The following is a 22,406-nucleotide window of genomic DNA, read 5'->3' on the forward strand; positions in this document are numbered from 1 at the left end:
GTTACTCGGCGGCGGCCTGCGCGGGGGCAAGAACGGCGCGGATGGCGGCGGGATCGACGTCATCATGTTCGGCAATCACCACGAGGCGACCTTGGCGCGGGCGGTCCCCCCAGGGTTGGTCATATTGGTGACGGACGCGGGCGCCGACGGCCTGCACCAGCAGACGCATCGGTTTACCCGAGACGTTGGCATAGCCTTTGACGCGGAGGATGTTCTGGGTCTTCGCCAATTTCTCGATCCGGGCCACCAGCTCCAGCGGGTCCGTCACGTCGGGGATGTCGACGACGATGGATTCAAAGTCATCGTGCTCGTGGTCGTCGTGCCCATCGTGATGCGAGGGACGCGCGTCCATGTCATCTTCTGCCGCCGCCTCCAATCCGAGGATCACGCGGGGGTCGATGGCCCCTTCCGCAACCTCGATCACCGGGATCGGGCGCGGCGCTTGTGCCGCGATGATCGCCTTGGCCTTGGCCACGCCGTCCGGCCCTGCCAGATCCGGCTTGGTCAACAAGATGATGTCGGCGCAAGAGATCTGGTCTTCGAAGACCTCCGACAGGGGCGTTTCGTGGTCGATGCTGTCATCGGCGAGGCGCTGCGCATCGACGCGGGCCACGTCGGTCGCAAAACGGCCTGCCGCCACGGCCTCGGCGTCCGCCAAGGCAATCACGCCGTCCACGGTGATCTTCGATCGGATATCAGGCCAGTCAAACGCCTTGAGAAGCGGTTTGGGCAGCGCGAGGCCAGAGGTCTCGATGATGATATGCTCGGGCCGCGGCTCCAGCGCCATCAGCGCCTCGATCGTCGGAATGAAATCATCAGCCACGGTGCAGCAGATGCAGCCGTTTGCCAGCTCCATGATATTCTCGGCCGGGCAATCGGGGATGGCGCAGCCCTTGAGGATTTCACCGTCGACCCCAACGTCGCCAAACTCGTTGACCACCACGGCAAGGCGCTTGCCGCCGGGGTTCTGGATCAAATGCGAGATCAGCGTCGTCTTGCCGGAGCCAAGGAAGCCGGTCACCACGGTGACGGGGAGTTTTGCGAGATCAGCCATGGGTCAGGCCTCCTTTACGAATGCTTTTCATTTCAGCTCTCCTTTGGAGAGACCGGCGGAATGCGCGCGATACAGTTGCGTTTGAAGTGTTCGGGGCGCGCGCGCCACGGGATCAGGCCATCATCGGTCGCGTGATAAAGGGCAATGCCCTCGGCCAGCATGTCTGGATGCGACCCCTCTTGGAAGTTTCCGTAAACATAGGTCCAGCGGGCGTCGCCCCCGCGGATGGCGACGGAACAGCCACTGTCGCAGTTTTGCAGGCATTCCATCGGGCGGATCGTAACGCCTTCGGGCATCTCGCGCTGGATCAGTTCGTTGTAAAGTCTCTCGCCGGGACGCAGCCCCTCTTCCGGCGCATCTGTGCCCCGCAGGCATTTCACGCAGACCAGAACTTCGGTCGGGGTCTGGGCCGGGATCGGGGCCGGGGCTCTTGTCGTGTCGTTGGTCATCATTCCTCCTCCGGGACACCCCGCCCGGGTCAAACGTTACATTCACGATGGCAGGTCTCCTGGCTCACGGGTCTCAGCGGTCCTTGCGCCTTCCCAAACCCATCTGGGTTCAGTGGCTTACGCAGGGCCGCTCTCCGCTTACAGTTGCGGGGGCAGCCGCGGTATCACACCGCGTTCCCTCTTAGGCCATTGGCTTGCGCCGCAGGCACCATCGGGGAAAACCCTGTTCACGGGGCGCGGGGCTTGTCAATCCGGGCGATTGCCGCCAAGCCTTCGACAATGCCGCAGGAGGAGTGACCGATGACCGCTGATCAAGACGCCGAGAACGCCCGCCACGCCGAGAAGATGCGCAAGATCAAGGCTGCGCGCGACAAGATGATGGAGACCAAGACCGAAGAGAAGGGCCTGATCATCGTCCACACCGGGCCCGGAAAGGGCAAGAGTTCCAGCGGCTTCGGCATGGTGATGCGATCCATTCAACACGGTATGGGCTGCGCCGTCGTCCAGTTCATCAAGGGCAATTGGGACACCGGCGAGAAGTCGTTCCTGCGCGAACGCTTCGCCGATGAGTGCCGGTTCTTCGTCTCGGGCGAAGGGTTCACGTGGGAAACCCAGGACAAGGCGCGCGACATCGCGGCGGCACAGAACGGCTGGAAAATCGCGCAAGAACAGATCCTCGATCCCGAGATCGACTTCGTACTGCTCGATGAGATCAACATCGCCCTGCGCTACGATTACCTGGACATCGACGAGGTCGTGGACTTCCTTCTGACCCAGAAGCCGCCCATGACGCACGTGTGTTTGACGGGGCGCAACGCTAAGCCGGAACTGATCGAGGCGGCTGATCTGGTGACGGAAATGACTCTGGTGAAGCATCCCTTCCGCGATGGCGTGAAGGCCCAGAAGGGCGTGGAGTTTTGAGCGAAGCCGCCTCAGCCGATGGGGCAGCGTTGCTCTTCTCGAAAATCGACTATGCGTCGCTGAATGCGCGCCAGCAAGAGAACTACAATTTTCACAAGTTGGCGGCACGACTTGCGGAATATGGGTATAACTGCTTGCGCTTGACTGACGATTGGCAGGGCGCAGATTTGATTGCTTGTCACATCGATGGATCGGCGTTTCTGAGGGTGCAACTCAAAGGTCGATTGGTTGTGGACAAAAAGTACGTCGGCAAGGAGATCTATGTCGCGTTCTTTGACGCAGAACACTGCTACGTCTACCCGCACGACGCGTTCTTGGAGACGTTGCTTGCGAGAGGATCGATGGATGAGCAAAGCCGCGTTTGGGTGGAGACAGGCCTCCGAAGTTGGCCGATCACACCAGCTTGGGCCAAGGAATTCCTGGCCGACTACAGCGTCTGACCCATGACCCGCGCCATCATGATCCAGGGCACCGGCTCCAACGTCGGCAAGTCGATGTTGGTGGCGGGCCTGTGCCGGATTGCACGCCAGCGCGGCTTATCGGTCGCGCCGTTCAAGCCGCAGAACATGTCCAACAACGCCGCCGTGACGGCAGATGGCGGAGAGATCGGGCGCGCACAGGCGTTGCAGGCGCTGGCCTGCGGGCTGGAGCCGCACACGGATATGAACCCGGTCTTGCTGAAGCCTGAATCCGAGACAGGGTCTCAGGTTGTCGTGCAGGGCAAGCGGCTGACGACGGTGCGGGCGCGGGAATATGCGGGACTGAAGCCACAGTTGCTGAAGTCGGTTCTGGAAAGCTTCGAGCGATTGAAAGCGGCCCATGATCTGGTGATCGTGGAAGGGGCGGGCTCTCCGGCAGAGGTGAACCTACGCACGGGAGACATCGCGAACATGGGTTTCGCGCAGGCCTCGGCCACGCCCGTGGTGCTGTGCGGCGATATCGACCGGGGCGGCGTGATCGCGCAGATCGTGGGCACGCAAGCGGTGATCAGCGCGGAAGATGCACGTCTTGTGCGCGGCTTCATGATCAACAAGTTCCGGGGCGATCCTTCGCTATTTGACGACGGCTACAAGATGATCGCGCAACGCACGGGCTGGCGCGGGTTCGGGGTGATCCCGTGGTTCGGCGACGCGGGCAACCTGCCCGCCGAGGATGCGCTCGACATCACCACGCGGACGCGCGCGGAGGGGCTACACATCGTTTGCCTGCGCCTCAGCCGGATCGCGAATTTCGACGATATGGACCCGCTGGCGCAAGAGCCGGGCGTGCGGCTGACCATGCTGGAACCCGGCGCCGCCATTCCCGGTGATGCGGACGTCGTCATCATCCCCGGCAGCAAGTCCACGCGCGGGGATATGGCGTATCTGCGGGCGCAGGGTTGGGACGTGGACCTTGCCGCGCATCTGCGGCGCGGCGGGCATGTCCTTGGGATTTGTGGCGGGTATCAGATGCTTGGCGGTAGCGTCACGGATCCGGGCGGGATCGAGGGGCCTGCGGGCATGGACGCGGGCCTTGGTTTGCTGGATGTGGACACCGTGATGACGGGCGACAAACGCCTGACGGAAACGGCGGCCGTCCATGCGCCCTCCGGCACCCCCTTCAAGGGGTACGAGATCCACATAGGCCGCACCCATGGCCCAGACACCGTGCGTCCCTTCGCCATCGTCAACGGCCAGCCCGAAGGCGCGATCTGCCCCAACGGGCGCGTGTCAGGCAGCTACCTGCACGGTATGTTCCGCGATGATGCCTTCCGCGCCGCCTGGCTGGCTCAGTTCGGCGTTGCGCAAACCATCAGCTATGATGCGACGGTCGAGGCAACGCTGGATGGATTGGCGACGCATCTGGAGGCCGTGACGGATATCGACGGCCTCCTGAATGTTCGTCTATAGCCCCAGGAACTCCGCGATAGCGGCGTTGAACGCCTCGGGTGCATTGATGTTGGCCACATGCGCTGCGTTGGGAATTTGCGTGTAGACGCCCCCGGGGGTGGCATCGGCCATGGCCTGCATGACCGCCGGGGCCGCCCCCATATCCTGATCACCGCCGACAAAGAGGATCGGGACCTTCGCCTCGGGCAACCGACGCAGGCAATCAAGGCCTTTGAGGGCATGACAACAGGCGATGTAGCCCTGCGGGTCATTGGCCAGCACCATGGCGCGGATCTGGGCAACACGGTCGGGATTGGCGGCGCGCCAGTCTTCTGTCAGCCAGGACGCGAGGGTGCCGTCGACGATGGCCTCCAGCCCGCCCGCCTCGATCGCGGCAATGCGGGCGTCCCAATTGGCGCGAAACGGCTCGGGCGCGTCGGCGCGGGCATCGGCGCAGACCACGCGGGTGATGCGGTCGGCGTGATCGACGGCAAGGCCCATGCCGGTCATGCCACCCATCGACAGGCCCATGAAGGCCGCTTTCTCGATCTTGAAGTGGTCCATCAGGGCGATCACGTCGCCGTTGAGGTCCGCGAACGTCGCCATGGCGCCCGGCGTGTCGCTGCCGCCGTGGCCGCGGGTGTCATAGCGCAGAACCTTGTAGCGCGCGGTCAGCGAGGCGATCTGATCATCCCACATGCTGAGGTCGGCCCCGAGAGAATTGGAGAGGATGATCCACTGATCCCCCTTCCCGTCCACGCGGGTGTTGAGGACACGCCCCCCCAGATCCACCCTGCTCATTCTGCGGCCCGCAACGCGGATTCCGCCACGTCGATGGCGGGCTTCACCTTCTCGGCCAGAAGCACCATGTTACGCCGCGCAAGGTCCGTGTCGGCCCAATCCTTGCCGGCCACAAGAAGCGTGCCGAACTGGCCCGTCTGTTCACGGAAAGACAGAAGCTCGTCCGTCACCTTTTCGGGCGTGCCCCAGATGATCAGACGCTCGCATACGTGGTCCAGCGTCACCTCGTCATCGGGTTGGTCCTTGTGTTCCTTGAACAGATTGATCCGCCCGTGCTTCTTCAGCTTGGTGAACAGTTGGCTATAGTAGAAGCGGTAGGGGCTGTCGGGATCGGTGGCATAGGCGCGCGCCGTGTCCATGTCGTCGGCCACGAAAACGGATTTGGCGACCCGCCAGTTGGCGAGGTCGGCGGGGCGTCCCACACGTTCGCAGCCTTCCTTGTATTTCGGCCAGTGGCTGGCGACCCATTGGGGCATCAGGAAGTTGGCGCTGATCGGGTCCCAGCCCCGCGCCGCGGCCTCGGTCACGCCCTTGGAAAACGGCGCCACGGCGGTCACGACGATGGGGGGATGGGGGTCATTTTGCAGCGGTTTGGGCATGATGCCCTGGCCGATTTCAGTCATCGCGGTCCGTTCGGTCGAGATGTCCCAATACTTGCCCTTGATGTTGTAGGGAGGGTCGGATTTCCAGATCTTCAGCACCGTGTCGATGCATTCCAGAAACATTTCCTGGCGGTTGGCATCGAGGTTGCCGAAGACCTCTGCATCAGAGGCCAGGCCACCGGGAGAGATACCGAAGTTGAACCGCCCGTCCAGCATGTGATCCAACATCGCAACTTGCGCTGCAACATTGGCGGGGTGGCTGTTGGGCATGTTCACGGTGCCGGTGCCAAGGCGCATCTGCTTCACGGCCGAGGCCAGCGAGGCGATGAACATCGTGCAGCTGACGATCTGCTCGGCCCCGTCGGTGACGTGTTCGCCCACGTAGGCTTCGGTGAAGCCCAACTCATCGGCCAGAAGAAAGGCTTCCCGATCTTCGGCCAGGCATTGACGCCAGTCCTTTTCGACGGGGTGAATGGGCATTGTGAAAAACCCGAGGTCCATGGTTGCACTCCCTGAAAGCAGTGTAATTACGCTGACGTTTTTTCGTAGTTCTTCCGTAACTACGCGTTGCCTTAGGGTAGGACGCCGCTTGCCCAGAGGAAAATAATAATGAATAACCGATCGCATTAGATAATTTGATGGGTCACCATGGTTACGCTACGCCAGCTCCAATCCGTCGTGGCGGTTGTGGAAGAACGGTCTTTCACCCGCGCCGCTGCCCGCGAAAACGCGACGCAATCAGGGATTTCGCAACATGTGAAATCCGTCGAAGCCTTCCTTGGCGTCAGCCTCTTTGAACGGACAAGTGACGGCGTCACGCCGACCCCCGCAGGCCAGCGCTATTATCAGCACTGCATCGATGTGTTGCGCACCCTCGACGAGGCCAAAGGCGAGGCGCGTGAGACCGGAAGCGAGGTGACGGGCAAGATCCGGGCGGGCCTGATCCCCGCCTTCACCCGCGTCGCCCTGGCACCTGCGTTGGAGCGTTTCACCACGCGCTATCCGGGCGTGGAGGTGGAGGTGATCGAAGGCTACAGCGGCGCGTTGATGGACCGGGTGCGGTCCCAGGCGCTGGATTTCGCGTTGGTGCCCGGCTTCGCGGGGGAGACGGGGCTGAAGGTCACGCACCTCAACCGCTCCCGCGAGATGTTGGTCTCGGGCGCGGCACGGGGATTGGCGCATCTGGCTCCGGTGCGGCTGGCAGAACAATCGTCGCTGAAACTGATCGTGCCGTCGCGCTCGAACGTGCGCCGGGGGAAGATCATGGAATACGCCGAAACCCACGGCGTGCGGATCGACCGGGTGCTGGACATGGACGCGATGCTTGGCACGTTGGAACTGGTGGCCGCCAGCGATTGGGTGACGATCCTGCCATGGATCATTTGCAGCGCCGACGCGGGCGGCGACGTGCGCCGCGTCTCGCCGCTGATCGATCCGCCGCTTCACTCGGAATTCGTGGTGATCGAGCCCGCCCGCAGGCCCCTTCCGCCCGAGGGACATCTATTCCTTGATGAGGTGCGGGCCGAGTTGGCGCGGTTGGAAGAGCCTGCCGTCGGGGTCTAGAACATCACCACTAGAACATCACTTCGGGCAGCCAAGTCGCGAGCGACGGGATGAACAAGACGATCAGTGCCGCCACGAGGATCAGAATGAAGTAGGGCGTGGAGCCCAGGAAGATCTGCCCCAACGTGACCGACGGGTCGGGCACGGCCCCTTTCACGGTATAGACCAGCAGACCGAAGGGCGGCGTCAGAAGCCCCGCCTCGATCACCAGAATGCCAAAGATCGCGAAGGCAATCGGGTCGATCCCGAGGATCCCGGCGATGGGCGCGAAGATCGGCACCGTCAGAAGAATGATCGAGACGCTATCGACCAACATGCCAAGGACGATCCAGATCACCATCATCAGGGCGATGATCATCCAGGGCTCGGCCCCGATGGAGAAGAACAGGCCTTGAATGAACGGCACGGCCCCGCCGATGGCCAGCAGGCGCGAGTACATCTGGGCAGAGATCAAAAGGAACATGATCGGCGCGGTCGTGCGGCCCGCCTGATAGATCGCGTCCAGTATCTCCTTGCCGCGCATGCCCTTGATAAGGCCGATCACAAAGGCGCCAATGGCACCGAAACCAGCCGCTTCGGTGGGGGTGAAAAGACCCTGCCAGATGCCGCCGATGACCAGCATGATCAGGCCAAGGATGCCAAGGCCGCCGACCAGTTCGGACCGGACCTCGGCCCGGGTCAGTGGCACCAGGTCTGCCTTGAAGGCTGGCGCGATCTCGGGTTTGTGCATGACCGAAATGATAACGTAGGCCGCAAACATCACCGCCAGCAGGATGCCCGGAATGATGCCTGCAATGAACAGCGCGCCGACGCTCAACTCGGTCAGGATCGCCCAGACGATCAGCAGAACCGAGGGCGGGATCAACATGCCAAGGCAGGCAGATCCGGCGACGGCCCCCAGGGCGAATGTCTGCTTGTAGCCGGCGCGCTTCATCTCGGGGTAGGCAATGCGCGAGAAGGCAGCGGCGGCGGCAATCGAGACGCCCGTGACCGCCGCGAAGACGGTGTTTCCGGCGATGGTGGCGATGGCCAAACGGCCCGGCAAGCGCTTCAGAGAGCGGTCACAGATGCGGTAAAGGTCACTCGCCGCCCCCGACCTTGATATGAAATCTCCCATCAGGACAAACAGGGGGATCACCACGAAAACGTCCTTTCGGATCGCCTCATAGGCCGTGTTGCCAAGGATCGAGACCGCCGCCTCGAAGCTGCCCAGCATCAGGTATACGCCGATGCCCGAACAGACCGCGAGGGCCACGCCGATGTGCGTTCCCAACAAGATCAGCAGGATCAGAAGACCCAGCATCCACAGGACGATATCACCTCCCATTACGTCGCGCCCCTTATTCGGCTACCGGCGGCGCGATGGCCCCCGGTGCTTCGATTTCATTGTCGAGTTTGCCCTGCCAATCCAGGACGATCATGTGCAGGTAGGCCAACGCCACGAAGGCCGACATCACCATGACGGTGCCGCGCACGGGCCAGGTGGGCACCCGCAGAGAGCCCTCCCCCTCATATTCCCCGATCCGGTAGGCGTCGAAAAACGAGTCGCTGGTGCTCCAGACCAGGGCCGCGAAAACCGCGATGCCCAACAGCGCCGTGATCGTGCGCAGGATGCGGCGCAGCGCGGCAGGCACCGCATCGGCAAAGATCGACGTTCGCAGCATGGAGCCCGAGTAGATCGCGAGGGGCAATTGCAGGAAGGCAATCGTGACCACCGAGTTCTGCAATATCTCTTTCGTCCCGGGCACCGGAGCGCCGAATAGCTGCCGCCCCATGACGTCGCAGAAAATCAGCAACGCCAAGGCCATAGTCCAAAACGCAGAGATCAAGTGGATCCCCCGCGAAATCTTGATCGGCACGCCCATCAGACCCTCCCCGCCTGTTGCCCTGCGACATTTCCGGTGACGCTAATACATCAGGGCGGGGGGTCAAGTTCTTATTTAGCAATCGATAAATAGTGGCGCTGCATGCTTGACCGGCGGACACTTTTGTGAGGAGATATGGTTGATTAGCGATCGATAAATAAGGAAATCACCCAACTGGACCAATAATAACGGGCCAACCACATCCGTGGTCGATCGCTGAGCACACATCGCCATCATGGGAGGAGACAACAATGGCAACAAAGGCAATCTTGCGGGGCACAGCCCTTGCCGTAACATCATTATCGCTTGGGGCGGGGGCCGCATTGGCCGACGATTTCACGCTGCGCATCGGCGCCGGGCACCCCAATGGGCCCACCGTCTATGTCACTGACGTCGCGGAATTTTTCGTGCCCGAGGTCGTGCGCCGCGTGGCCGAAGAGACCGAGCACACGATTTCCTTCGTGGAGGGCTACGGCGGCTCCATCGCGGGCGTGGCCGAGACGCTGGAATCGGTGCAAAATGGCATCCTCGACATTGGCGCCTATTGCATGTGCTTCGAGCCTGCCAAGTTGTTCCTGCACAACTTCCCCTACTACGCCCCCTTCGGTCCGCAGGACTCGGAAGCGCAGATGCAAGCCGTCCGCGCCGTCTACGACCAGGTGCCCTGGCTGACCGAACAGTTCACCGCCGAATACGATCAGGTGCTTCTGGGCCTGCACGGCTGGGACAACTATCACCTGGGCACCACGGACCCGTGGGAAACCGTCGCAGACCTTCAAGGCGTGAAGATCGGTGGCGCAGGGCCCAACCTGCCGTGGCTGGAATTCGCGGGCGCACAGCCGGTGCAATCCACCCTGCCCGACGGCTACCTGTCGCTTCAGACCGGCGTCTACAACGGCTGGCTGATGTTCCCGTCGGCCTATCTGGGCTTCCGCTTCTACGAGCCCGCCCCCTACTACACGCTAATCGGCTTCGGCGCGATGGGGGTCAACGCCCTGACGATGAACGAAAACAGCTTGAACCGTCTGCCGGAAGATGTGCAGGCGATCATTCTGGAAGTCGGCGCCGCCTACGAGGCGCAGGCCGGGGCTTCGCTGAACGCCGCGCAGGAGCGCGGGTTGACGGGCCTGGCGGAAGCCGGGGCCACGATCTCGGAGATCTCGCCCGAGGTGCAAAGCGGATGGGCCGAGTCGCTCGCGACGTTCCCCGGTCAACAGGCCGCCGAGGCCGATGGCCGCGGCATGCCGGGCACCGAGGTGATGCAGACCTACCTCGATGTGGTCGCGGGCACAGACTACGTGTGGCCGTTTGAGTATTCGCTCGGCAACTAGGACGAACCTGAAGGGCGGTCCAAACGGGCCGCCCTTTTTCCATTCAGATCAGAGGCATGCCCCATGGCCCTGTCCGACCGCTTTCCCTATCAAGCCATCGTCGATCGCCCCCGCCTGCACCTGCCGGACAGCAAGCGCGTCGCCGTCTGGGTGATCTTGAACGTCGAGGAATGGCGCATCGAAAAGCCGATGCCACGCACCGTTCTGCCGCCCCCCATGGGCCAACCGCTGCTGCCCGACGTCCCGAATTGGAGCTGGCACGAATACGGCATGCGCTCGGGCTTCTGGCGGCAATGGAAGGCGCTGACCGACCGCAACATCCCGGTCTCACTCGCGATCAACGGAAATGTCTGCAACAGCTATCCGCGTGTCGCGGGCGCGGCGCTAGAGGCGGGATGGGAGTTCATGGGCCACGGGTTCCTGCAAGGCCCGATGCACAAGCTGGATCACCAGGAGGGCGCGATCGTTGCCGCCCTCGATACGATCGAGGCCTTCTGTGGCACCCGCCCCCGCGCCTGGGAAAGCCCCGGCCTGACCGAAACGGAAGAGACGCTGGACCTGCTGCGCAAACACGGCGTCGAATATGTGGCCGATTGGGTGATCGACGACCTGCCCCAGGATGTGGAGACGCCGTTCGGGCCGGTCACCACCCTGCCCTACACGGTCGAGACCAACGATATCGCCGTCTACGCGCTGCAAGGCCACCGCTCGGACGAATTCCTGACGCGGGGGCGCGATCAGTTTGACCGGCTCTATGCCGAAGGCGCGGACAACGCGCGCGTCATGGCGATCTCGATCCACCCCTACATCACCGGCGTGCCGCACCGAATCAAGTATCTGGAAGCGCTGTTGGATTACGTCGGCGGCCATGAGGGTACGGCATGGATGACCGCCAGCCAGATCGGCGATTGGTATCGGGCGGAAATGGCCCGTGAAGGAGGACGATCATAATGGAAATCAAGGACATCAGCGTTGAAGAGATGCAGGCGCGGGTTGCACGCTACCGCGAGTTGAAAGCCTCGCCTCAGGCCTTTGTGGACACGCGCATCCCTGAGTATGAGCGTGATATCTACAACGTCATCGGGCGCGGCGTGACCGAAGACGCGGGGCTTGCCCCCTCGATCATCGATTCGCGCTATTTCGGGATCACCTACGTGGGCGCGGAGCCCGGCAAAGGGGCCGCCCTGCACGCGCACGAGACGATCGAGGTCTTCATTCCGCTGGTGGGCCGTTGGGCCGCTTATTGGGGCGAGAATGGCGACAAGGAGATCGAACTTGACCTGTTTGACGTCATCTCATTCCCGCCCGGCGTCTACCGGGGCTTTCGCAACATCGGTGACGCGCCGGGAATGCTGATGGCAATCATCGGGTCCAAGGAAACCACCGGCGACGGTGGCCGCGTGGACTGGGCGCCAAGCGTGCTAGAAGCAAGTCACGCCACCGGCCTGCGGGTGAATGCAGAAGGTGATCTGGAAGAGAAGTAGGATACCACGAATGCAGGGATTTGACCCCCAGTTCGAAGACCTGACCGACTATATCCTGAAGTGCACCGCGATGATCTGGGAGGGCCGCGACATCGCGGCGCTGAACTGGCACTATGGCGATGACCTGCTGGTGCGCACGCCCGCCGGAATCAGCCGGGGCAACGAAGCGGGCAAGGCCAATACCATGGCGACGCTGGTCGAATTTCCGGATCGTCAATTGCTTGGCGAGGATGTCATCTGGTCGGGGGATGAGAAGGCGGGGTTCCTGTCATCGCATCGCATCGTCTCTACCGCAACGCACCGGGGCGGCGCATTCGGGCCTGCCACGGGCGCCAAGCTGACTTTCCGCACCATCGCCGACACCTTCTGCCGTGAAAACCGCGTGTGGGACGAGTGGTTGATTCGCGACAATGCCGCGATCGCGGTCGGGTTGGGACACAGCGCGCAGGACGCCGCGCGGGCGCAGATCCTCGCGGGCCAGACAGAAATGCCACTGACCCCCGCTACGGACATCGAAGGCCCCTACACGGGCCGGGGCAATAATGAGGAATGGGGCCGGCGCCATGGGGCGCTGTTGCGGCGCATCATGGATGCGGATTTCGCCGCGATCCCCAAGACCTATGACCGCGCCTGCCACCTGTCGCTGCCGGGCGGGCAGGATGTTCATGGATGGGAGGCCACGGACGCCTTCTGGATCGGCCTGCGCAGCGCGTTTCCGAGCGCCACGTTCCAGATCGACCACCAGATCGGGCGTCACGACCCGCTTCTGCCCCCGCGCAGTGCGATCCGCTGGTCCCTGACGGGAACCCACGATGGCTGGGGGCGCTTTGGCCCCCCCACGGGCACGCATGTGCATGTCATGGCTGTGAGCCATGTGGAGTTCGGCCCCCGCGGCATTCGCCGCGAGACGACCTTGTTTGACGAGATTGCGATCTGGAAGCAGATCCTGCTTCAGACCGGGGCTGCGGCCTAGTCCACGCCTTCCAGCTCTCGGTTCGCCTTGACCGAGGGGCGTTGCTTCATCCGCTCGTAGTGCGCTTTCACGTTCGACGGCAGGTCCCAGCCCGCGACGTCGACGGCCCAGAATTCGTTATAATAAAGCGCCGTATCGGCGATGGTGAACGTGTCGCCCATCATCCATTCGCGGCCCTCCAGCTGCTCATTGACCACGTCGAAGGCCGCCATCATCGCCTCTTTGCCGCGCACCTTCAGCTGTTCGATCGCTTCGGGGATGTCGGAATAGGCATCGGGGCGGCGGAACATGCGCCAGGACAGCATGTGGACGGTGCCGATAACGAAATCCATCGCCTCCAGCGTGCGAATCATGCCCTCGGTATCGGTGGGCATCAGGTTTTTTTCCGGGTGCTCCAGCGCCAGATACATCGCAATCGCGGCGTATTCCGTCACCACGCTGCCGTCATCGCGCACCAAAGCGGCGACCTTACCCTTGGGGTTGAGGGCAAGATATTCCGGGGTCTTCTGCTCTTTCTTCGAGAAATCGACGATCTTGAGGTCATAGGGAATGCCGATCTCTTCCATCAGGACGTGGATGCCGATGGAACAGGTCTTCTTGGCGTAGCATAGCGTGGTCATTGGGTCTCTTTCCTTGGGTTATACGGTGCCCAACGCGCGCAGAATGCGTTCAGGCGTCATGGGCATTTGGTGGATAGAAGCGCCCAGGGGGCGCAGGGCGTCATTCACCGCGTTCATCAGCGCGGCGGGCGCGCCGCCGGTGCCGGCCTCTCCGGCGCCCTTGGCCCCGAGAACAGAGGTTTTGGTCGGTGTCTCGACGTGGGCGACGGTGATGTCGGGCATCTCGAAGGCCATCGGCACGAGGTAATCGGCCATAGTGGCATTTTCCAACTGCCCGTCTTCGGAATAGATGCATTCCTCGTAGAAGGCCCCGCCGATGCCTTGCACCACGCCGCCCCGGATCTGTTCATCGACCAGCTTGGGGTTGATGACGCGGCCGCAATCTTCCACGGCCCAGACATTGAGGACCTTCACGAAGCCGGTTTCCGGGTCCACCTCGACCTCGGCGGCCATGGCGGCGTTGGTGAAGACGAACGGAAAATCTGACACGCGGTAGTGGCGCGTCGCCACAAGTTCGGGCGACATGTCCGAGGGCAGTTCGTTGCCGCGATAGTAAACGGTCCGCGCCAGATCAGACAGGCTCATGCGCTGCGTGCCATCGGTATCGCAGACATGTCCTGCAATGATATCAAGGCCTTCCACCTTAGCCTGTAGGATCACCGCCGCGACATCAAGCACCTGTTCCTTCAGCGCGAAGGCCGCTTGCAATGTTGCCTCTCCACCGATGCCCGCGCCGCGCGAGGCCCAGGTGCCACCGCCATAGGGCGTCGTCTTGGTGTCGCCGGTGGTGACCTTCACACGGTCCATATCCACGCCGAAGACCCCTGCGGCAACCTGGGCAAGGATGGTGTTGGTGCCCTGCCCCTGCTCGGTCACGGATGAGGACACGTGGATCGCGCCGCCCGCATCCAGCCGGATCGTTGCGCCGTCCTGGCTGGCGATCGGCGCGCCGCCGATGCCATAGAACATCGGGCTGGGGTTGGTGACTTCGATCATCGACACAAGGCCAAGACCCCGGTGGATGCCCTGTTCGCGCAGCGCCGCATGCTCGGCCCGTTTGGCGTCGTAGTCCATGGTCTCGATCAACAGGTCCAGCGTCTTGTGATGGCTCAGGTCGTCCAGCTTCATCCCCGTGGCCGAGACACAGGGGTAGGCATCATCTTTTACAAGATTTCGGCGGCGAATTTCGACGACATCCATGCCTATTTCCGCAGCCGCATCCTCCAGCAGGCCATCGGCCACGGCCATGGCAATGGGGTGGCCCACGGCACGGTATTGGCACATCAGGTTCTTGTTCTGAAACACGACCTTGGCGTTGGCGCGGTAATTCTCCAGCGCGTAGGGCGCGCCCGTCAGGTTCAGCACCTGGTTGGCCTCAATCGCCGAGGTGCGGGGGTACATGGAGTACGGCCCGATCCCGGTGATATCGTCGAACGCCAGTGCTTCGATCTTGCCCTCTTGCGTGACCGCGATGCGGCCATGGACAACGTGGTCGCGGGCGTGAATATCCGTCAGGAAGCTTTCCAACCTGTCGGCCACGAACTTAACGGGCCGTCCCAGCAGTTTCGCCGCGGCCGCCGTGGCGATTTCGTCGCCATAGGTGTGGATCTTGATGCCGAAGGACCCGCCCACATCGTTGGAGATCACGCGCACGTTTTCCTCGGCCAAGCCCAGGTGCTTGGCGAAGATATATTGCATCATATGAGGGGCTTGGCCTGAGTAGTGGCAGGTCAGCTGGTCCTCGGACGGGTCATATTCCACGACCGAGGCGCGCGCCTCCAGCGTCACGCCGGTGTGGCGTCCGAAGCGGAAGGTCCGCTCTACCACGGTGACATCATCGCGCGCGAAGGCGGCGTCGGGGTCGCCGACCTCTACGGTGCGTTCCCATGCCAGGTTCGAGCCGAAATCAGGGTGGATAACGGGGGCATCCGGTTCCAGCGCACGCTCCATATCCGTGGCCACGGGCAGCTCTTCGATATCGACATAAACCAGCGCCGCCGCATCCTCGGCCACCGCGCGAGAGGTGGCGACAATCATCACCACGGGCTCGCCGGTCCAGCGCACCACGTCCACCGCCAAGGGCATTTGCGGCGCCGACCGCAACCCCGCGAGGTGGCTGAGAACGCCCACGTAGGGCGTCACATGTTCGGCCAGATCCGCGCCGGTGTAGACCGCGATCACGCCCGGAACGCCGCGCGCCTCTTCCAGATCAATGGACAGGATCCGACCGTGCGCCACGGGCGAGCGGACGAAAGCCCCATGGACCATGCGCGGCAACTGGATGTCATCCACGAACTTGCCCCGCCCCTGCAACAGACGCTTGGCGTCGGGGCGGTCAACGGGCTTGCCGATATAGGAATTGGGCTTGTCGAAAATCGTCAGGGGGCCGCTCATGCGCTTGCTCCGTCGATGACATCGCAGACCGCGTCGACGATGGATTGATAGCCGGTGCAGCGGCAGTAATTTCCCGACAAATGCTCTCGGATGGCGGCGCGGTCCGCTGCCCCCCCGCCCTCTATATATTCCACCGCAGAGGCCAGCATCCCCGGCGTGCAATACCCGCATTGCAGCGCATTGCGGGCGGTGAAAGCGTCCCGCAAAGCGGCGGCGCGGTCGCCGTAGCCTTCGATTGTCGTGACCTGTGTGCCGTCGGCTTGCACCGCCAGCATCAGGCATCCGCGCACCATGGCGCCGTCCACTTCCAACGTGCAGGCACCGCAGACGCCGTGCTCGCAACCCACATGGCTTCCCGTCAAGCCCATGGTATTGCGCAGGAAATCCACAAGGTTCTGGCGCACGGGAACGGCGGCTGTCGTGGTCTCACCATTCACGGTGACCGAGATCATCTTGCTGTCGGACATGGCCTAAAGCCCCCCCAATGCGCGTTTCAAAACAATGCCCGAGAGGTGCTTCTTCGTGGCATCGCTTGCGTTCAGATCGCCCGAGAAAGGAAGCCCCTCCAACGCGGCGATCGCGTCATCAACGGCGCCACCGGCGTCCAGCACCGCCTCGACCGCGGTGGCGCGCAGCGCACGGTCGGCAATTGAAAAGTAGGCCACGCGGTGGTCGGTGCGGTCGGTGGCGCAAGACAGTGCGACACCGGCCATCGCATAGTCGCCGTGGCGTCGCGCAAGTTCATAGAAGGCAAACCGGCGATCCCCGCGCGGCGGGATCGTGATAGCCGTAACCAATTCGCCCGGCTCCAGCGCGGTCTCATACATGCCAAGGAAGAAGTCGTTGGCGGCGTGATCCTTGGATCCCTCCTCGGATTGCACCGTGATCACCGCGTCAAGCGCCAGCAGGAGCGCGGGCATCTCGGCCGCAGGGTCCGCCAGTGCCACACTGCCGCCGATGGTGCCGCGGTTGCGCACGGCCGCATGGGCGATGTGGGGCAGCGCCTGGGCGATCAGCGGCGCATGATCTGATACAAGATCAGATCCTGTCAGCTCCACATACCGCGTCATCGCACCGATGCGTAGCGCGCCGTCTTCCAGCGTGATCCCCCGTAAGGCGTCCAACCCCGAAAGATCCACCAGCATACCGGGGGCTGCGAGGCGGAAATTCATCATCGGCATCAGGCTTTGTCCGCCCGCCAGTGGCGCGGCGTCGCGATCCGCATCGGCCAGAAGTGCCAAGGCATCCCCCAGCGACGCGGGGCGTTCATACAGAAAATCGGCAGCTTTCATTTCATCCCCCCAGACGGGTTTCCCGCCCCAATTTGGCTAATTTATCGATCTATAAATAAGTCGCAAGGACTTTCTGGAAGGCAAGGAGACCCGAAGCGCTACGCCTCTCCGGCGGCACGGGCGGCGGCGATCTGGCAGAGGAAGGCGTCAATGGCCGTCTCGATCACGAAGCTCTTGTTGTTGAGGATCGAGACCTCGTAGATCAGCGTCCGCACGCCATAATAGAAGATGCCGCCGTGCATGATCCAGGCGGCCTCCACCTCTTCATCCGTGGGCACCAGGTCCGTCAGTCCCGCCTCATGGCGGATCTCGGTCAGGATCGGCTCCAGGATACGTTCGCGCACCAGCTGCATGTAGCGGCGGTTGATATCGACACCCTTGAGGCCGGAAAACAGGAAGATGCGCATCCAATCGTTGTGGAACACGATCTCGGTGTAGGCATCATAGAACTCCAGCAGCCGGTCGCGCACGGGGCGCGAGCGGTCGGCCAGAAGCTCGCCCCATTCATCCTGCCACCGCTTTACATAGACCGCGTCATAGACTTCGGCGATCAGATCATCCTTTGACGGGAAGTAGCGGTAGAGCAGCGGCTGGGTCACTCCCAGCCGCTTGGCCAAATCACGGGTCGAGGATTCGAATCCCTCCTGGGCGAAGAATTCGATCGCTTTGGTCAGGAACTCCTCGCGCCGTTCGCCAGAGGCCATCCGGCGCCGGGGCTGAGAGGGAGGGGAACCATCATTCACGCATCGATCCATTCATTGCCGAGTTTCAAGCGGTGCCCCACGATCACACCGGTCGCAAGGCTTTGCTCAAGAAAGCATCCCTTCTTCGCCGCGTCCAGCAGCCCGTGAAGTTGGTCCGGCGTCGCGTCACTGTCGATGTCGACGTCAAGGCTGAACGCGACGGGGTGGGTGACATAGGGATCATTGCCGGTCTGCTCCCCTTTCCAATGCAGGCGCGCGCCCACTTCAACGCCGCGTATGTCAATCTTCAGGCGCTTGGCGAAGGCCCTGATCTGGGTCATCAGGCAGCCGGTCAGCGCGGCGGTGAAAAGCGCCAGGGGTGGCGGCGCCGTGCCATCGCCACCGTGGAAGGGCCCCTCGTCTGTGGCAAGCTCGAAGCTTTCCTTCATCATTGGCCATTCGACCGAGATGTCGTTGCGCATTTTGCCTGTCGCCACCCCTTTGCCTTCAAAGATCACGTCGAATGTCTTGCTCGTATCGGCCATGTAAGCACCCTGTTGCTAGATTGTCTGCACAACGCTAGCATCTATTTATCGGTCGATCATTAAGAATATGCCGTTTGGGAGGACACCATGGCCAAACTGACCCGTCAGGAGATTTACGATACCGCGAAAGAGCTATCCAATTGGGGCCGCTGGGGGGATGACGACCAGATCGGCACGCTCAACAACGTCTCGCCCGAGGATATCGTCGCGGCGGCGGGGCTGGTGCGGAAGGGCAAGACCTTCGCGCTGGGGCTGGATCTGAAAGAGAAGATCCAATCGGGCCTCTTCGGGGGGCGTTGGAACATGATTCACCAGATGCTGGCCACCGGAACCGATGCCGTACAAGGCGAGCAGGACGGCGACGGAAAGGCCTACCTGCGCTATGCCGACGACGCGATCAATCTGCCCTGTCAAGGCAGCACGCAATGGGACGCGCTGTGCCACATCTTCCTGGATGAGCAGATGTACAACGGCTATCCGGCGACGGATGTGACGGTGAATGGTGCCAAGCGGTTGGGCATTGAACACGTGCGCGACAAGATGGTCGGGCGCGGCGTGCTGCTGGATATCGCGCGGTGGAAGGGTGTCGATAGCCTTGACGATGGCTATGGCATCACGAATGCCGATCTGGACGGTTGTGCCGCGGCGCAGGGCGTTGAAATCCGCAAGGGCGATTTCGTGATCGTGCGCACGGGCCATCAAGAACGTTGCCTCGCGGCGGGCGATTGGAGCGGCTATGCAGGCGGCGACGCGCCGGGGCTGAGCTTCGAGACCGCACGCTGGATCAAGGCCAATGACATTGCCGCCATCTGCGCCGACACCTGGGGCTGCGAGGTGCGCCCGAACGAGACCGACGAGGCCAATCAACCGTGGCACTGGGTCGTGATCCCGGCGATCGGCATTTCCATGGGCGAGATCTTCTACCTGAAAGAACTGGGCGAGGATTGCGCCGAAGATGGCGTTTACGAGTTCCTGTTCACCGCCCCGCCCCTGCACATTCCCGGCGCGGCAGGCTCGCCGATCAATCCCCAGGCGATCAAATGATCGTTTGGGGACGCCCCTCCTCGGTCAACGTCCAGAAAGTGCTCTGGGCACTGACCGAGCACGGCATGACGTTTGAAAACCGGGTCGTCGGCGGCAAATATGGCGGCACCGATACCGAGGCGTTCGCCGCCATGACCCCCGTCCCACGCGTTCCCGTCCTTCAGGACGGGGACCTGACACTTTGGGAAAGCCACGCGATCTTGCGGTATCTGTCTGGCGGGGTTTCGCCACTGGCGGATCAATGGATGGAATACACCACCTCTACCCTGCAACCGGCCTTCCTGCGGATGTTCTACGAACTTGTGCGCACCGCGCCAGAGGCACGGGTGCTGGATGCGGCGGCGCTGATCGCCGATTTCCTCGCCGCCGTGCCGCCGCTGGAATGGCAGTTGGCCAAGACCGAATGGCTTGGCGGCGACAGCTTTGGAATGGCCGATGTCGCGGCGGGCGCGATGATGTACCGCGCCTGCGATCTGTGTGATCCGCTAACCCCCGAAGTGGCCCGCTGGTACGAACAACTGAAGGACCGGGCCGCCTACCGCGACATCGTGATGACGTCCTACGAAGAACTTCGGGGCTAAAGCGCAATCCAAGAAGTAGGAGCCGGTTTTGGGGTCAGATTGCGCGTTCTTGATGCCTTCTAGAAATCCGCCACGGCTGTAAGGCGGATGATCTCGTCCATATTGGGGTTGTGGCGGCCGTCCATCGGATCGCCCTGCATCGGCACCTGCATCATGTGCCGCCCCAGCATTTGCGAGCGCTCATAAGCGGCACGCGACAAGGGCACGCGTTCGGCCGAATAGGCCTGCAAGCCTGCGCTCACATCGCCCGCCAAATGCCGCGCCAAGGCCAGCGCATCCTGCGCTGCTTTCGTCACGCCCATACCCACATGGGGCCGCGCCACGCAGGCCGCATCCCCCGACAGCGCCACGCGGCCCTTTGCGAAAGTGGGCGAGAGGTGGTCGTAGATCGGCGTGAAGAAGGGCCGTTCACTCTTGGCCAGAACGTGCTGAAACACGTCCGGCAACACCCGTGCGGCCGTCTCTTCCAACTGCGCCAGAACGTCGTCGCGCACCAGCGGCGGCGGGATCGAGATCGCGTGGGTCTGGCCGCTCGCGTCCGTCAGCATGTCCGTCAGGCCGTCTTGGCTGACAGGAAAATACCACACGAAGTTATAGCGCCGATGGCCGGGGCGCAGGTCATTGTTCTCGCCCGCGATGGGGTAGCCCACGATCTGCGTGCCCTGGGGCATGAACATGCCGAAGACGTCAAAGATGCGGTCCCGCATCTCGGGCGACAAATCCGCCTCCTGCGCCAGGGCGCGCCAGACGACATAGCCGGAATAGGCAGGCTGGACATCGGGTAACAGACGCGCCCGCACGGCCGAGCGGAAGCCATCGGCCCCGACCAGCAGATCAACGCGGGCCTCGGCACCACTCTCGAAGTGCAATGTGACGCCGTCGGCATCCTCGGTGTAAGAGGCAAGCATCTCACCCAAATGATACGCGTCATCGGGGATCAGCCGCCGCAGCGTTTGATACATGCGGTCCCAGGATGTCACGATCTGCGGGTAAGGCAGCGTCGTAACCCGCGCGCCGTCGCGATCAAAGACGACGCGGTCGTGCACCTGCACGCCCAGATCGGACGTGTCCGCGCCAACCTCGGCCAACGCATGAAGCAACTGCGGATGGGTCACGATGCCCGCACCGCGCCCCGACAGGGGCACGCCCACGCGCTCATGGACCTGCACCTGCCACCCTGCCTTGCGCAGGGCCGCAGCCGCAAACAGCCCTCCGATCGAGCCTCCGATAACCGCTGCTGTACCTGTCAAAATTTCGCCTCCGAACATGCCTTTGCAGTTCTTATTTATCACTCTATAAATAAAAGGCGAGTCTGTTGGAGATATGAAATGGCACAAATCGACCAAGACGCCTTCAAGGGGCCCCATTGGACGCCTGCGTTGATCGAGGACCTTGCGGCAGGCCGCGAAAGCGGTGCCGTGGGATCGGTAATGGTTAGCGAAAGCGCGCGGGCGCGGGTGTGGCTAATCACGATGCAGCCGGGCGATCGGCTGCCGTTTCACACCCATGTCCTGGATTACTTCTGGGTCGCCACGACCCCGGGGCGCGCCCGGTCCCGCTATGCGGATGGCACCGTCGCCGAGGTCGATTACGACATCGGCACCACGCGTCACTTCACCTTCAAGCAGGGCGAAAGCATGACACATGACCTTGAAAACATTGGCGACACGGTTTTGTGCTTCACGACGGTCGAATACCTCGACAGCCCGAACGCGCCGCTGTGCTAGGCACCGCGACGCGGGCGGGCCGGCGTCACGCGGTGGCGGCTTCCGGCAGGGTCGTCAAGCGCCCCTTGGCAAACAGCAGCGGGGCAGCGTCGCCGTGGCCATGGCGCTCGACCCGACCGATGAAAATCTCATGGTCGCCTCCATCGTAACGCGCATGGGTCGAGCATTCGAACACGGCAGCCGATCCCGCCAGCACAGGCACACCGCCGGTGCCTTTCGTCCACTCCAGCCCATCGAAGCGCTCTTCCACCGGGCTGGAGAAGATGCGCGGCAACTCGGCCTGCGCCTCGGACAACACGTTGACCGCGAAATGGCCGTTGGCGCGGAAGTCCGCAAGGCTCAGCGCCTTCAGCCCAAGACTCCACAGGATCAGCGGCGGGTCCATGGAGACCGAGTTGAACGACGAAATCGTCACCCCGATCGGCGCGCCAGAGCGGCTGGTGGTGGTGACAACCGCCACGCCCGTCGGAAAGCAGCCAAGGGTCCGCCGCAAATCCGTGGCGTTGATGATCTGATCGGTGATGGGGGTCGCAGCGTTCATGGTGTCCTCCTGTTCGCAGCACAAGGATGAGGTCAAAACGCATTATTTCAAATTATTATGCATGATTT

General features: G+C 62.7%; 25 protein-coding genes and 1 riboswitch. Of the genes, 11 read left to right on the forward strand and 14 right to left on the reverse strand.

Annotated elements, in window-relative coordinates; translation table 11 throughout:
• Window position 1 precedes the first annotated feature (1 nt).
• Together cobW and KUL25_RS08420 are read right to left on the reverse strand one after the other, a co-directional pair.
• On the reverse strand, window positions 2-1,054 hold the full coding sequence (cobW, locus tag KUL25_RS08415) for a cobalamin biosynthesis protein CobW (RefSeq protein WP_257892537.1): 1,053 nt from the start codon (window positions 1,052-1,054) through the stop codon (window positions 2-4).
• Between the two features lie 32 nt (window positions 1,055-1,086).
• Window positions 1,087-1,503 carry a DUF1636 family protein gene (locus tag KUL25_RS08420; protein ID WP_257892538.1) on the reverse strand — a complete coding sequence of 139 codons (417 nt, stop codon included), beginning with the start codon at window positions 1,501-1,503 and terminating at the stop codon, window positions 1,087-1,089.
• Window positions 1,504-1,535: 32 nt separating this feature from the next.
• Window positions 1,536-1,731, reverse strand: a riboswitch (cobalamin riboswitch).
• Between the two features lie 72 nt (window positions 1,732-1,803).
• Here KUL25_RS08420 and cobO point away from each other — a divergent pair.
• From cobO to KUL25_RS08435, 3 genes are read left to right on the forward strand one after another with little or no spacing between them, the layout of a single operon-like run.
• Entirely contained in the window at window positions 1,804-2,424 is a 621-nt protein-coding gene (gene cobO, locus KUL25_RS08425) for a cob(I)yrinic acid a,c-diamide adenosyltransferase (RefSeq protein ID WP_257892539.1), read from the forward strand.
• On the forward strand, window positions 2,421-2,864 hold the full coding sequence (locus KUL25_RS08430) for a hypothetical protein (RefSeq protein WP_257892540.1): 444 nt from the start codon (window positions 2,421-2,423) through the stop codon (window positions 2,862-2,864). Before cobO ends, KUL25_RS08430 begins: the two co-directional genes overlap by 4 nt.
• Before the next feature lie 3 nt (window positions 2,865-2,867).
• Window positions 2,868-4,313, forward strand: a complete 1,446-nt coding sequence (locus KUL25_RS08435; RefSeq protein ID WP_257892541.1) for a cobyric acid synthase — start codon at window positions 2,868-2,870, stop codon at window positions 4,311-4,313.
• Here KUL25_RS08435 and pcaD read toward each other — a convergent pair.
• Complete coding sequence (gene pcaD, locus KUL25_RS08440) at window positions 4,308-5,093, reverse strand: 3-oxoadipate enol-lactonase (protein WP_257892542.1); 786 nt, start codon at window positions 5,091-5,093, stop codon at window positions 4,308-4,310. The two genes, KUL25_RS08435 and pcaD, sit on opposite strands and share 6 nt — an antisense overlap.
• Window positions 5,090-6,196 (reverse strand): LLM class flavin-dependent oxidoreductase, encoded by a 1,107-nt coding sequence (locus KUL25_RS08445; RefSeq protein WP_345790959.1) that lies wholly within the window; start codon window positions 6,194-6,196, stop codon window positions 5,090-5,092. The genes pcaD and KUL25_RS08445 overlap by 4 nt, the downstream gene beginning before the upstream one ends.
• A 147-nt stretch (window positions 6,197-6,343) precedes the next feature.
• Between KUL25_RS08445 and KUL25_RS08450 the strand changes: the two genes are divergently transcribed.
• Window positions 6,344-7,258, forward strand: a complete 915-nt coding sequence (locus KUL25_RS08450; protein WP_257892544.1) for a LysR family transcriptional regulator — start codon at window positions 6,344-6,346, stop codon at window positions 7,256-7,258.
• A 10-nt stretch (window positions 7,259-7,268) separates the two neighbouring features.
• Here KUL25_RS08450 and KUL25_RS08455 read toward each other — a convergent pair whose 3' ends face one another.
• Window positions 7,269-8,585, reverse strand: coding sequence for a TRAP transporter large permease (locus tag KUL25_RS08455; protein WP_257892545.1), 1,317 nt, complete (start codon window positions 8,583-8,585; stop codon window positions 7,269-7,271).
• A gap of 13 nt (window positions 8,586-8,598) precedes the next feature.
• Window positions 8,599-9,123 carry a TRAP transporter small permease gene (locus KUL25_RS08460; RefSeq protein WP_257892546.1) on the reverse strand — a complete coding sequence of 175 codons (525 nt, stop codon included), beginning with the start codon at window positions 9,121-9,123 and terminating at the stop codon, window positions 8,599-8,601.
• Window positions 9,124-9,374: 251 nt separating this feature from the next.
• Between KUL25_RS08460 and KUL25_RS08465 the strand changes: the two genes are divergently transcribed.
• From KUL25_RS08465 to KUL25_RS08480, 4 genes are all read left to right on the forward strand, one after another.
• On the forward strand, window positions 9,375-10,454 hold the full coding sequence (locus tag KUL25_RS08465) for a C4-dicarboxylate TRAP transporter substrate-binding protein (protein WP_257892547.1): 1,080 nt from the start codon (window positions 9,375-9,377) through the stop codon (window positions 10,452-10,454).
• Between the two features lie 63 nt (window positions 10,455-10,517).
• Window positions 10,518-11,405, forward strand: a complete 888-nt coding sequence (locus KUL25_RS08470; protein ID WP_257892548.1) for a polysaccharide deacetylase family protein — start codon at window positions 10,518-10,520, stop codon at window positions 11,403-11,405.
• Window positions 11,405-11,938: a cupin domain-containing protein gene (locus tag KUL25_RS08475; RefSeq protein WP_068355531.1), complete on the forward strand. Its 534-nt coding sequence runs from the start codon at window positions 11,405-11,407 to the stop codon at window positions 11,936-11,938. The genes KUL25_RS08470 and KUL25_RS08475 overlap by 1 nt, the downstream gene beginning before the upstream one ends.
• 10 nt (window positions 11,939-11,948) lie before the next feature.
• Window positions 11,949-12,911 carry an ester cyclase gene (locus KUL25_RS08480; RefSeq protein ID WP_257892549.1) on the forward strand — a complete coding sequence of 321 codons (963 nt, stop codon included), beginning with the start codon at window positions 11,949-11,951 and terminating at the stop codon, window positions 12,909-12,911.
• Here the strand turns inward: KUL25_RS08480 and KUL25_RS08485 are convergent.
• From KUL25_RS08485 to KUL25_RS08510, 6 genes are all read right to left on the reverse strand, one after another.
• A complete protein-coding gene (locus KUL25_RS08485) occupies window positions 12,908-13,531 on the reverse strand; it encodes a glutathione S-transferase family protein (protein WP_257892550.1) in 624 nt (207 codons plus the stop codon). The genes KUL25_RS08480 and KUL25_RS08485 overlap by 4 nt on opposite strands.
• Window positions 13,532-13,549: 18 nt before the next feature.
• Window positions 13,550-15,925, reverse strand: a complete 2,376-nt coding sequence (locus KUL25_RS08490; protein ID WP_257892551.1) for a xanthine dehydrogenase family protein molybdopterin-binding subunit — start codon at window positions 15,923-15,925, stop codon at window positions 13,550-13,552.
• Window positions 15,922-16,392, reverse strand: coding sequence for a (2Fe-2S)-binding protein (locus tag KUL25_RS08495; protein WP_257892552.1), 471 nt, complete (start codon window positions 16,390-16,392; stop codon window positions 15,922-15,924). Before KUL25_RS08495 ends, KUL25_RS08490 begins: the two co-directional genes overlap by 4 nt.
• A gap of 3 nt (window positions 16,393-16,395) precedes the next feature.
• Complete coding sequence (locus KUL25_RS08500) at window positions 16,396-17,217, reverse strand: FAD binding domain-containing protein (RefSeq protein ID WP_257892553.1); 822 nt, start codon at window positions 17,215-17,217, stop codon at window positions 16,396-16,398.
• A gap of 98 nt (window positions 17,218-17,315) precedes the next feature.
• Window positions 17,316-17,921: a TetR/AcrR family transcriptional regulator gene (locus tag KUL25_RS08505; RefSeq protein WP_235602088.1), complete on the reverse strand. Its 606-nt coding sequence runs from the start codon at window positions 17,919-17,921 to the stop codon at window positions 17,316-17,318.
• Between the two features lie 35 nt (window positions 17,922-17,956).
• Window positions 17,957-18,445 (reverse strand): OsmC family protein, encoded by a 489-nt coding sequence (locus tag KUL25_RS08510; protein ID WP_257892554.1) that lies wholly within the window; start codon window positions 18,443-18,445, stop codon window positions 17,957-17,959.
• 87 nt (window positions 18,446-18,532) lie between these two features.
• Here KUL25_RS08510 and KUL25_RS08515 point away from each other — a divergent pair, with 87 nt between their 5' ends.
• Window positions 18,533-19,489 carry a cyclase family protein gene (locus KUL25_RS08515; RefSeq protein ID WP_257892555.1) on the forward strand — a complete coding sequence of 319 codons (957 nt, stop codon included), beginning with the start codon at window positions 18,533-18,535 and terminating at the stop codon, window positions 19,487-19,489.
• Entirely contained in the window at window positions 19,486-20,070 is a 585-nt protein-coding gene (locus KUL25_RS08520) for a glutathione S-transferase family protein (protein ID WP_257892556.1), read from the forward strand. Before KUL25_RS08515 ends, KUL25_RS08520 begins: the two co-directional genes overlap by 4 nt.
• Window positions 20,071-20,129: 59 nt before the next feature.
• Here the strand turns inward: KUL25_RS08520 and KUL25_RS08525 are convergent, their stop codons facing one another.
• Window positions 20,130-21,320, reverse strand: coding sequence for an FAD binding domain-containing protein (locus KUL25_RS08525; protein ID WP_257892557.1), 1,191 nt, complete (start codon window positions 21,318-21,320; stop codon window positions 20,130-20,132).
• Between the two features lie 78 nt (window positions 21,321-21,398).
• Here KUL25_RS08525 and KUL25_RS08530 point away from each other — a divergent pair, with 78 nt between their 5' ends.
• Entirely contained in the window at window positions 21,399-21,797 is a 399-nt protein-coding gene (locus KUL25_RS08530) for a cupin domain-containing protein (protein WP_257892558.1), read from the forward strand.
• 25 nt (window positions 21,798-21,822) lie between these two features.
• Here the strand turns inward: KUL25_RS08530 and KUL25_RS08535 are convergent, their stop codons facing one another.
• Window positions 21,823-22,338, reverse strand: coding sequence for a flavin reductase family protein (locus tag KUL25_RS08535; RefSeq protein ID WP_257892559.1), 516 nt, complete (start codon window positions 22,336-22,338; stop codon window positions 21,823-21,825).
• Window positions 22,339-22,406 lie beyond the last annotated feature (68 nt).

This window comes from Gymnodinialimonas phycosphaerae, assembly GCF_019195455.1.
GTDB classification, from domain to species: Bacteria; Pseudomonadota; Alphaproteobacteria; order Rhodobacterales; family Rhodobacteraceae; genus Gymnodinialimonas; species Gymnodinialimonas phycosphaerae.